This is a genomic window from Clostridium sp. 'deep sea' (assembly GCF_014931565.1).
Taxonomy (GTDB): domain Bacteria; phylum Bacillota; class UBA994; order PWPR01; family PWPR01.
Map to the genome: position 1 here is coordinate 3,507,220 of NZ_CP063353.1, position 11,350 is coordinate 3,518,569.

An 11,350-nucleotide genomic window follows, 5' to 3' on the forward strand; every position below is an offset into this window, starting at 1 on the left:
ATAAACTAGTATATTTTTGCCAAATTTTTAATATAGTATTATACTAAATATTATAAATAAACAATCAAAAAAGGGGTTTAGCAGTTAAATGAAAAAAAGAAATATATTAATGACTATAGTTATTATACTTGCAGCATTAAGTGTAGGATTTGCCACAGGACAATATGTTTATAATCAGCAAAGTTACAGTAATAGAATAGCTAGTTCTTTAACTGAAAATATAGTAGGAACCTGGAATGATTCACCAGGTATTGCAGCTGGTGATGGGGAAATGTATACCTTGTTTTCTAATGGCGAATTCAAGTACGAAACAAGTGAGTATGATTTAGAAAATAGATTAATAAGTTTAGAAGGAACTTGGCAAATTGTACATGAAAACTTAATGCAACTAACAATTACTAAAAAAATTGTTTTAGAGGGTGGACAATTCGAAGAATATGAGTTAGGTAACGATAATCAATATGAATTAAGGAATGCAGTTCAAAAGCAAATAGAATTAACTGAACCCGAAGTAGTTCTGTACCCCATAACCGAATTAAAAGATTCAACCAAAAGAGAAGGCCACTTAATGATAAAAATTGGAGGTAGGCAGTTTTATTCACTTCATAAAAAGGCCAGTAAAAATGCCTAATAAAAAACATTCATGTATAATAATACTTGTGTTTATAGCTATACTTATTGGTTGTAGAACAGCTAAAATTAATTTTTTAGATAATTCTGTGACAGGAAAAATAATATGTAGTACTGAAAATAATGATATTTTTACTTTAAAATATAAAACTCAATATTTTTTAGATATTCATACAGATATTAAAGTAGTTGATAATAGTAATAAAAAAACCATATTAGAGTTTAAAAAAGAAGGTGAGTTAGTAAAATCACAGTTTATAACTATTACAAATACTAGTACTTTAAAGTCTTTTATTTATGACGATATTATTGTATATAAAATAAATGACAATAATTTCAAGGCAGTTTTATTAAGTTCATTTAATAACAAAAACACCAATTTTAACACAAGTCCACAGCTAATTACCATAGCTGCTGAGTTGGTTAAAACCCATAAATGGCAGTATCTATATGCTTGTGCAGAGTTTTTGGTAAAGGCTAATCACTTACCTACTATAGAATTGCTGACAAGGATTGCAGATGGAGTAGTTACTGCTGAAGAATTATTAGTTAACTCTGAATCAAATATTAAAACAAAAGAAATTAGAGAGTATGCGCAGCAAATACTTAAATTAGGGTAAAGCAAGGTGTCTTTATGAAGAAAATAGTAATAATAATTGTATTAAAAGCGTTTTTAATTACAGGCTGTAGTTTAAATAGTAGTAGCTGGTTTAGCAAAAACACCTATACAGAACAAAAGGAATTAGAGAGTTATAGGTTTAAATTTAAAGAGAATACTTTGAGTTCTTTAGACTTTACTGCCAAAGTAAAGAATCCGCTGTTATTTAGTAATTGGCAGTTATTAACTAAAAATGGTGAATTAATAAGTTTCTCATTAGAGGATATCGATAAGGTTAACTCTAGTGAAGAACGAAAATATAGCTCTTTTGATTTTAGTGAACAATGCAGTACTAACTTATTTTATGTAGACATATCTAATTATTTAGCAAGTATATTAATAGATTATGATAAAAATATGCTAATGTTATTGGAGAATTCAGCAGATTATAAAGAGGTAAAAAAGGCCGTAAAATTCAATAATAATTTTAAACTAAGTACTCTGCAAGTTGTAGGAGCTTATTATAAAAATAATAACTATATAACATCATTTATAGATGAAAACAATGTTCTTTATCAGTTTAATCTTAGTACCCTAGAGTTTATAAATTCACAGAGTTTAGAAAACCTTGAGTTTATCTCTGCTTATGCAGAAAGGGAGTATCCTAGTAATAAAGAACATTTATATATTTATTTGCAAAATAAAGAAAGCCAAGAATTAATAAAGAGAGATTTAGCTGAGAACAAGGAAGTTTATACAAGAAAAATAAATACTAATATTGAGGGTGAGATTACCGAAATAGAAGTTGATCTAAACGTGAATTTTGTAGTAAGTAAACAAAAAAATAACTATCTTATCTATTCAATTAGCGAAAAAGATAATTGCATATTGGCCATTAGAGATGAAGACGATAATGGTAATGAATTTACTAATATTGATAACTTAATTTATTATGGACATACCGCTAAAGATTTATTTTTAATTGTGTTTGATAAAACTAAAAACAACCCCTTTAAGGTTATGAGGGCTTATGGTACTGAATGGATACATGTTAGATAATACAGCATAGCTTTTAGGTGATATTTATTGCTTGAGTTAACTGAAGATAATAATGTAATAAAGAGTGTACATAATGTACTAATTATGTTATAAGTTAACGTAAAACTGCTATATAATATAGTAGATTATAATCTATAAATATGCAGGTTAAAGAATTGGGAGTGGTAACTTGAAAAAATATATTTACTTTAGCTTGTTTTTTGCAGTAATAGTATCTTTAGTTTTTATTTACTATATGGTAGGAAATAAATATATAGCTCTAGAAGATATAAAGCGCAATATCCAACTATATGAAAATACCATAATTAATATAGAAGAGGTTGAGGATATTGGAAACGAAAAGTATTTCTCTTTTTCATCTAAAATAAACAGCTCTGTGGGTTTTGCGGTATATACAAAAAAAATGTTCTATAATAAATTTGAGTATGTTGCCAGCGATAAAACGTCTTTTGAGTTAAGTAAAAAATATTTAAAAGTGCCAAACTCAAATCAACCCCATACATTAGTAGTATATGGTAAAAATACAAATGAAAATATTGCTTATTATAAAATATCAATTAATGGTCAAGATATAGTAAAAGATATTTCTAACGAGCAGGTATTTATGGATGTTTATAGGTATGCTTTACCTGCAAGCCATAATGCCAAAGTTATAGATGTTACAGTTTACGATAAGTTCTATAATTACATAGGAACAAGATAATACATGATTAAGAGTCGGATTAAACAACATTTTGATGTTTAGTATCTGGCTCTCTTAATATTAAATCTATAAAAGTTTGATAGGAGTAAATATGATATACAAAGAGCTAGATACACCCTGTTTAATAATAGATAAAGATGTCATGTTAAGTAACTTAAATAATATGCAACGTTATGCCAATATAAATAAAGTTAACTTAAGACCCCATACTAAAACACATAAAATGTCCAGATTAGCCTTATTACAAGAGAGTATTGGCGCTAAAGGTATTACTGTTGCTAAAGTTGGTGAGGCAGAAGTTATGGCTAACAAAGGTCTCAAAGATATTTTTATAGCCAATGAAATAGTTGGAGAACTTAAACTCAATCGCATAAAAAAGTTAGCAGATAATACAAAAATATCTTTTGGCATAGATAGCATTGAACAGGTAAATATGATTGAAAAAGTATTTGCTGATTGTGATAAACAGGCAGAAGTATTAATTGAAATTGAAGTAGGAGAAAATCGTTCTGGGGTTATATCTGAATTGTATTTTATAGAGTTGCTTAATCACATTAACATATGCAACAATATTTACCTTAAGGGAATATTCTCTCATGATGGCAATTCCTATTCAGCTTCTTCAATAGAACAGTGTAAACAAATCCATCTAAACAGTCAAAAACGAACCCTCAATTTTGCAAATATTGCCACTCAATTTGGGTTTAATTTACAAACCATTAGTATTGGTTCTACACCTTCATTAATGTTTAATTTTCCTATACTTAAAGGCATAACTGAAATAAGACCCGGAACTTATATATTTATGGATGCTGCTCAAGCCAATGCTTTAAAAACCACCAACCATTGTGCAGCTTCAGTTTTAGTAACAGTAATAAGTTTACCAACAAATGAAAGAATTATTGCCGATGCAGGCGCAAAGGCTTTAACTACTCAAACAAGAAGTACAGGAATTACTAAAACTGCAGGTTTAGGAATTATTAAAGGATATAAGGATATTAAAGTAAATAAGGTGTTTGATGAACATACCATAATATACAGTAAAGAAATGCGTAGTAAACTTAAGGTAGGAGATAAACTAGAGATTATTCCCAATCACATTTGTCCAGTTGTAAATTTACATGAAAACGCTTATTTAGTATCTAATAGTGTAGTGGTAGAAAAAATAACAGTTGATTGCCGCGGTAAATTAAAATAGAAAAGCAAAAATCTAAGTAAAGAGGAATTTAATTATGAATAAAATAGCATTTTGCTCCTGGAGTGGAGGTAAAGACTCCTGTTTAGCAATGTATAAAGCTATGCAACAAGGATATCAACTGAAATATTTGTTTACCATGTTTCAAGAAGACGGTGCTCGCTCACGAAGTCATGGCTTAAAACCGGAAATTATGGCTAGATATGCTGAATTGCTTAATATGAAGCTTATATCTAAAAAAGCTACTTGGAACAATTATGAACATGAATTTAAACAAGCTATGACAGAGCTTGAAAGCCTTAATGTTAAGGCTGGAGTTTTTGGTGATATAGATATAGAGGATCACCGCCAGTGGGTGGTTAATGCCTGCAACCATACTAATATAAAGGTGTTGCATCCTTTATGGCAAGAAAATCGTAGAAGTATAATAGAGCAATTTATAGATAAGGGCTTTAAATCAATTGTAGTTACGGTTAATACAGATTACATTGCTAAAGAATACCTAGGCAGAGAGTTTACAAAAGAATTAATTAAAGAATTCGAAGATTTAGCAATAGACCCGTGTGGTGAAAATGGTGAGTTTCATACTGCTGTTATAGATGGACCAATATTCTCACAGCCTTTACAGCTTATTAAAGATAGAGAAATTAAGTTAAATAATTATTATATGTTAGATTTAAGCCTTAGATAATTATGATTAAAAAATATGTTATTTTCATACTTATAGCTACATGAATATGGTATATAAAAACTAAGTTTGCCAAAAAAACTCTCTTGCAGAGTTTTTTTTATATATATCAATAAATACCTTAGCTGTTACTTAAAATACTTATGGGGGTTGATAACAATTATCAATAAGCTGTATAATCCATTCGAAATGGGGTACATCAAATGAGAGTGTATTTGCGAAAAAGATTAATATCACTAATTTTTGTAATAATAGGAGCTACTATTCTATCATTTATATTAGCAAATATATCTCCTATTGATCCCGCTGAAGCCTTTGCTCGTCGAAATAGTAAAATTGCTAGCAATGAGCAAATTGCTACAATACGGGAAGAAATGGGTCTAAATAAGCCTATAATTGCTCAGTATTTTACTTGGGTTTCAAAAATAACTAAGGCAGACTTTGGTACCTCGTTAGTTACTAATAAGTCTGTAATTACCGAAGTTAAAAAGCTAACACCACTTACGGTAAAACTGGTGTCTTTTACAATGTTTTTGTGTGTATCTTTATCAATACCTTTAGCAATAATATGTGTTATTTATAAAAATAGCTTAGTAGATAAATGTATTAGAATTGTATCTTTGTTAGGAATATCAATACCTAGCTTTTGGCTGGGATTTATCTTGTTATATCTGTTTGCAGTTGTGTTTAAAGTGGTTCCCATCTTAAATATAACTAAAACCACTAGTGTATACTTACCTGCTATCACTTTAGCTACACCTACAATTGCTTCAAGTATTAGGTTGTTAAGAGCCACAATGTTAGAAAATATGAATACTGATTATGTCACTTATTTAAGAGCCCGAGGCATATCACAAAATAAAATAATATATAAACATGTCTTAAAAAACTCTTTAGCCCCTGTAATCACTGTATTTGGACAAACTATTGGCTATATGGTTGCAGGTACTGCCATAGTAGAGCAGGTATTTTCCTGGAATGGTTTAGGCAATTATTTGCTTAAGGCAATTTTAGCTCGTGATTTACCAGTAATCAATGCCTTTGTATTTTTAATGGCAGTGGTTTTTGTAGTTTTCAACTTAGTAGCAGACTTAATTAACATAATGCTTAATCCTCAAATGGTAAGCCATGGTGATAACAAATGCTAAAACAAATAATAAATAATAAACAAGCTTTAGTTGGGTTAATAATGATAGGCATTGTAATAATAGTTATGATTATTGCCCCACTGATAAGCCCTAATAGTCCTGTTCAGGGAGACCTAAGTATGAGGTTTGCCAAAAGATCCATGAATTATCCATTAGGAGGGGATCAATTAGGTAGATGCAATTATACTAGGTTGATTTATGGAACACGTTATTCCATAGGAATTGCAATACCTGTTTTGATTTTAACAGCAATATTGAGTATTATAACCGGAACAATTGCTGCCTATTACAAGGGTATAGTTGACCAAGTATTTGTGGCTATCTGTGACATAGGTATGGCGTTTCCACCTATGATTATAGTGTTAACCTTAGTTGGTTCACTTGGTAAAAGCATTGCCAATTTAATTATTGCCATAGTTTTTGCTTTATGGTTTTGGAATGCAAAAATTGTTCGTAGCTTTGTTTTAGCGGAGAGTCACAAAAAGTATATTTTGGCTGCTAAAATTTCAGGAAGTAGTAATTTTAAAATAATAATAAAGCATATTATTCCTAATATTATGCCTTCTTTAGTTGTTTTTTTTAGCCTAAGTATAAGCGATATTATTATTATGATATCATCTTTTTCATTTTTAGGATTAGGGGTAGATAGTAGTCTACCTGAGTGGGGATCAATGATAAGTATTGCAAAAAAGTTTATTTATAGTAAGCCTTATATGGCTCTATATCCTGGCTTTTGTATATTCTTTACTGCAATTGGCTTTAATATTTTTGGTGAAGCATTAAGAGACATTAATGCTATAGATAGTAAGGTGAAGTATGAAAAACATTAATAATACAGTATTAAAGGTGAAAAACCTAAACATTAAATCAGGTAATAAAATTGAGCTTGTAAATAATATAAATTTTGAGTTGAAACACGGAAAAACTTTAGGAATAGTTGGTGAAAGTGGTAGTGGTAAAACCCTAATTTGCAAAGCAATTCTTAACCTTTTATCTTTTAATAATTTAATAGCAACAGGTTGTATTAATTATAATAACCAAAATATTTTGCAGTTAAATGAAAAACAAATGCAAAATATTAGAGGCTCTAAAATTGCGCTTATAATGCAAAACCCACACACCGCATTTGATCCTGCTTATAGAATAAAAAATCAAATTACTGAAACATTATGTCAGCACAAACAGCTATCAAAAGCGGAAATAATTGTACAGTTTTCTGAGGAACTAAAGCAACTTAATTTAGCAGATACTGAAAGAATTTTAAACAGTTATCCGCATATGTTGAGTGGCGGAATGTTGCAGCGAATTATGATAGTTTTAACCTTTATGCTAAATCCTCAAATTATTATTGCAGATGAAGCAACAACTGCACTTGATACCGAAAATCAGTTTATTATTATTGAAGAATTAAAAAAGCGTAAGGCATCGAATAATAGCCTAATTATTATCTCTCATGACATTGGGGTAATTACCCAGCTAGCAGATGAAATTTTAGTGATGTATAAAGGCCAGATAGTTGAGCAGGGTTCACTAGAGCATATTATTTTAAGTCCTAAAAATCCTTATACTAAGAAATTACTTAATGCCAAACTTCTTCATAGTGAGGAATAATGAATGATAGAAATTGAAAATGTTTATAAATTTTATAACTCGAAAGACAGCAATAGAAAAAAAGTAAAAACTACTGCACTCCATGACATTACCTTAAAGCTTAATAAAAATTGCTGTTATAGCTTAATTGGTGAAAGTGGGGCAGGAAAAACAGTATTAGCCAAGCTAATTTTAAGACTAGAAAAACCAAGTAAGGGGGTAATAAGTTTTAATAATTTTAACATCTGGAAGTTTAATAAAAAACAGCTAAGGGCATTTAGACAAAAGGTGCAGTTTGTTTTTCAGGATAGCTACAGCTCCCTTAATCCTCGCTTAACAATATCTGAGAGTCTCGCTGAACCAATAAGAAACTTTGAGAAATTACCCAAAAAGTTAGAGCGAGAGAAAATAGAGTATTTAGTTACTACTGTGGGGCTACCAGTTAAAAGCATAAATAAATATCCCCATCAGTTTAGTGGAGGAGAGCAAAAAAGAATATGTATTGCTAGAGCTATTGCAACAAATCCAGAGCTAATTATTTTTGATGAAGCTGTAAGTGGCATTGATTCTACCCGAAAAAAAAACATTCTAGATTTACTAAAAAACCTACAGCAAAATAGTAAAAGTACCTACTTATTTATTACACATGATTTAGATGTAGCGCTCTATATGTCTCAAAACATAATCGTAATGAGAAGTGGTAGATTTGTAGAAAAGAGAACTAATGCCAAAATGCTTAACGATTTTACTAGTAGTTATGCTCAAAGGTTAGCAAGAGCATCTTCTGCTTATGCATATAGTAGGATATACAAGGAATTATTAAATAAAAAACATAGAGGAGTTAAAGATGAAAAGAAAAACTAGTTTTACATTATTAATTTTAATTATAATGGTTGTTGCAGTAGGATGTCAGCAAACTATACCAACTGACAATAACCAGCCAAAAGAGATTACTATAGGTGACTGTGCAGATTTTACTGGTGGATTTAACATAATATCAGGAGACGATAATTCTAGTTTATTTCATTATACAGCTAACATTTATGAAACATTAGTTATCTATGATAAAGATGGGGTGAAACCATGGTTAGCAGAATCTTGGCAAGTTAATGAAAATAAAATAACCTTTAAGCTTCGTGAAAATGTTAAGTTTTCTGATGGTTGTGATTTTAATGCCACAGCTGTTAAAACACATTTTGAGGTAATGAAAAAAACAATAGGTGAGCAAATGTCTTGGTTTGCAGGGGTCTCAAAACTACAGAAAATTAATGTTATTAGTGAATATGAGGTTGAGTTTGTTTATGATAGCCCTTATATAGTTGCATTACAAGATTTTACGGTAAGTTGTCCTATGGCAATTATGTCACCAAGTTGTTTTAAAAATAATCAAGTTTTAGAGATTGTAAATACTCAAACTATGGGTACTGGCCCCTACCTAATAGAGAGCTTTGAGCAAGGTAAATATTATACCTTTATAAAGAATGAAAATTATTGGGGTGACTGCCCCCATGTTGATAAGTTTACAGTTAAGATTTTACCAGATCTCGAATCAAGAATGTTGGCACTACAGCTAGGTGAAATTGACATTATTTATGGTCAAAAAAATTTATCTCAGGATTCCTTTGTAGATTTTAAAAATAAGCAGGGCTTTAACACTAAGGTTTCTAATGCTGTGTTTTGCACCAGAAATATTCTATTTAATTCAACAAAAGAGCCCTTTAATGATCTTAATGTGCGTTTAGCAGTTCAGCATGCTATCAATAAAGAAATAATTTGCAGCAACTTATTATATGGTTTAGAAGATAAAGCCGACTACATACTCAATAAAGATTTGCCGTATTGTAATGTGTCTACAATACCATATGATTACAATGAAAAAAAAGCTCTGCAACTCTTAACAGAGGCTGGATATACTAAGGATAGTAAAGATAATTTTTTTAAAAAGAATGGTGAAAAGCTAAGCTTTGAGATACTATTTAGAACTGGTTGGGGTGCCGAAGAAGACATTTGTCAGGCAGTAGCTAATCAGCTGAGAAAGATTGGATTTGAAGTTAAAGTTACCGGTTTAGAGGTGATGGCTTGGTATGGTAAAGCCTTAGAAGGACAGTTTCAGGCAACAGTAAACGATACTTACGGTATTCCTTACGACCCACATACATTTTTAAGTCCAATGCTTAATTATAGTGCAGACAATCCAGCTCAGCAGGGGTTAAAAGAAAAGCCAGAGCTAGATAAGAGTATAACAAAAATATTTAATACAATAAATAAAACTGAGATACAAGAGTGTTATAGCTTTATATTAAAAACCCTGCACAAAAGTGCCATAAACTTACCAATATCATATACAAAAGATAGTATAGTTTTTAATAGCAACAAAATTAGTGATTATATTTTTGAAGATCAAACAAGGGAGTTATACCTGAGAAATATAGTTCTAAAGTAATGAATATATCTCTACAGGGGTCAGTCAGGAAATTTATTATTTTACTGATTGACCCTTTGTTGTATTAAACTTAAAGTATTATTATTAAAGTAAAATAGCTATAAACTAAAGTCTACTAAAATAATACTTGCTTTTTAACTCACTAGGATTGATACCATACTTTTTTTTAAAAGCCGCTGAAAAATGACTAGGGTTTGCATAACCAACTAAGTTAGCCACTTCTATAACACTTTTTTCACCAGACTCTAAATACTCTTTAGCTTTTATCATTCTCAGGTTTCTAATATAACCATAAATAGTAGTATGATATATCTTTTTAAATCCAACCTTTAGTTTGTAAGAATTTAACTCTACATATTTAGCTAATTGCTCAACAGATAAAGGATCTACATAGTTATTAGTTATAACCTCTTTGGCATACTTTATTTTTTCTATATCTTCTGTTTTTAAACAAATAATATTCTTACAGGCAGCTTTTGTTAATAGCTTATTTTCAATAAATAACGATATAATTTCAATCGATTTACTCTGTAAGTATAATAACCTACTATTAGAGTTAGAAGGCATGTTATTATTTATAATTTGATTAAAAGCAATTTTAATGTCGGGAGAATTAACATCTATCATAATGTTATCTAATAAAGAATCTATGATATCTTGGGTAACTGTATCTGTAACATCTTTATTGGCATTTAATAAATGACTAAAAAACTGCTCGCTAAAACAAACAGAAACAGATTTCCAATTGCTAGAGTTACTGAATTTTTCCCACCTATTATAACAGCCGTTTTTCAAAAATTTAATATCTCCGGCATTAAGTGAATAGGTGTCACTAGTATCACAATCTCCACCTACAGAGCTTCCCTCATAACAGTAAACTATTTCGTAATTATAGTACTTAAGGGTATATTTATACTCAAAATTATTTTTTAACATCATATTGTGTAAAAAAATATCAATTCCATTGTCGAAGCGGATATGCTCAGAAACTCCTGCCCCTGAAGAATTATTAAATTTATAGTACTTACTCCTATGGTTTGATTTAGTTAACAACTTAGAAAAGTTCATTGATTGGTGGTCATCAGGATTCAAAAATACATATTGTTGCATAAAATATCCACCTTTATCTTAATTATTAGTTAATTGATAATTGTTATCAATTAACTAATGTGATTGTAACAGTATAATTTTGCTACGTCAATATTATAATACATGCTTATCCCATATTGGGGTTTTACTATTCCTGTTCGGGTTGAGATAGCCTACTAAGAAAAGTACTATATAAATGATAAAGGA

General features: G+C 29.9%; 12 protein-coding genes. 11 read left to right on the forward strand and 1 reads right to left on the reverse strand.

Going from position 1 to position 11,350, the window contains the following annotated elements:
- The first annotated feature begins 88 nt into the window (after positions 1–88).
- The 11 genes from IMX26_RS16185 (at position 89) to nikA (ending at position 10,054) form a co-directional block, all read left to right on the forward strand.
- The gene (locus IMX26_RS16185) at positions 89–631 is read left to right on the forward strand and encodes a hypothetical protein (protein ID WP_195159394.1); all 543 of its coding nucleotides are present in this window, start codon (positions 89–91) and stop codon (positions 629–631) included.
- Positions 624–1,250, forward strand: a complete 627-nt coding sequence (locus IMX26_RS16190; RefSeq protein WP_195159395.1) for a hypothetical protein — start codon at positions 624–626, stop codon at positions 1,248–1,250. Before IMX26_RS16185 ends, IMX26_RS16190 begins: the two co-directional genes overlap by 8 nt.
- Before the next feature lie 14 nt (positions 1,251–1,264).
- Complete coding sequence (locus tag IMX26_RS16195; protein ID WP_195159396.1) at positions 1,265–2,287, forward strand: hypothetical protein; 1,023 nt, start codon at positions 1,265–1,267, stop codon at positions 2,285–2,287.
- Positions 2,288–2,456: 169 nt separating this feature from the next.
- Entirely contained in the window at positions 2,457–2,990 is a 534-nt protein-coding gene (locus tag IMX26_RS16200) for a hypothetical protein (RefSeq protein ID WP_195159397.1), read from the forward strand.
- 91 nt (positions 2,991–3,081) lie between these two features.
- Positions 3,082–4,188: an alanine racemase gene (locus tag IMX26_RS16205; protein WP_195159398.1), complete on the forward strand. Its 1,107-nt coding sequence runs from the start codon at positions 3,082–3,084 to the stop codon at positions 4,186–4,188.
- A 34-nt stretch (positions 4,189–4,222) separates the two neighbouring features.
- Positions 4,223–4,876: a diphthine--ammonia ligase gene (locus tag IMX26_RS16210; RefSeq protein WP_195159399.1), complete on the forward strand. Its 654-nt coding sequence runs from the start codon at positions 4,223–4,225 to the stop codon at positions 4,874–4,876.
- Between the two features lie 200 nt (positions 4,877–5,076).
- Positions 5,077–6,021: an ABC transporter permease gene (locus tag IMX26_RS16215; protein ID WP_195159400.1), complete on the forward strand. Its 945-nt coding sequence runs from the start codon at positions 5,077–5,079 to the stop codon at positions 6,019–6,021.
- Positions 6,015–6,851, forward strand: coding sequence for an ABC transporter permease subunit (locus tag IMX26_RS16220; protein ID WP_195159401.1), 837 nt, complete (start codon positions 6,015–6,017; stop codon positions 6,849–6,851). The genes IMX26_RS16215 and IMX26_RS16220 overlap by 7 nt, the downstream gene beginning before the upstream one ends.
- A complete protein-coding gene (locus IMX26_RS16225; RefSeq protein ID WP_195159402.1) occupies positions 6,838–7,632 on the forward strand; it encodes an ABC transporter ATP-binding protein in 795 nt (264 codons plus the stop codon). The genes IMX26_RS16220 and IMX26_RS16225 overlap by 14 nt, the downstream gene beginning before the upstream one ends.
- 3 nt (positions 7,633–7,635) lie before the next feature.
- Positions 7,636–8,475: a dipeptide/oligopeptide/nickel ABC transporter ATP-binding protein gene (locus IMX26_RS16230; RefSeq protein ID WP_195159403.1), complete on the forward strand. Its 840-nt coding sequence runs from the start codon at positions 7,636–7,638 to the stop codon at positions 8,473–8,475.
- On the forward strand, positions 8,459–10,054 hold the full coding sequence (nikA, locus tag IMX26_RS16235) for a nickel ABC transporter substrate-binding protein (RefSeq protein WP_195159404.1): 1,596 nt from the start codon (positions 8,459–8,461) through the stop codon (positions 10,052–10,054). The genes IMX26_RS16230 and nikA overlap by 17 nt, the downstream gene beginning before the upstream one ends.
- A 105-nt stretch (positions 10,055–10,159) precedes the next feature.
- Here nikA and IMX26_RS16240 read toward each other — a convergent pair whose 3' ends face one another.
- The gene (locus IMX26_RS16240; protein WP_195159405.1) at positions 10,160–11,164 is read right to left on the reverse strand and encodes an AraC family transcriptional regulator; all 1,005 of its coding nucleotides are present in this window, start codon (positions 11,162–11,164) and stop codon (positions 10,160–10,162) included.
- Positions 11,165–11,350: the final 186 nt, after the last annotated feature.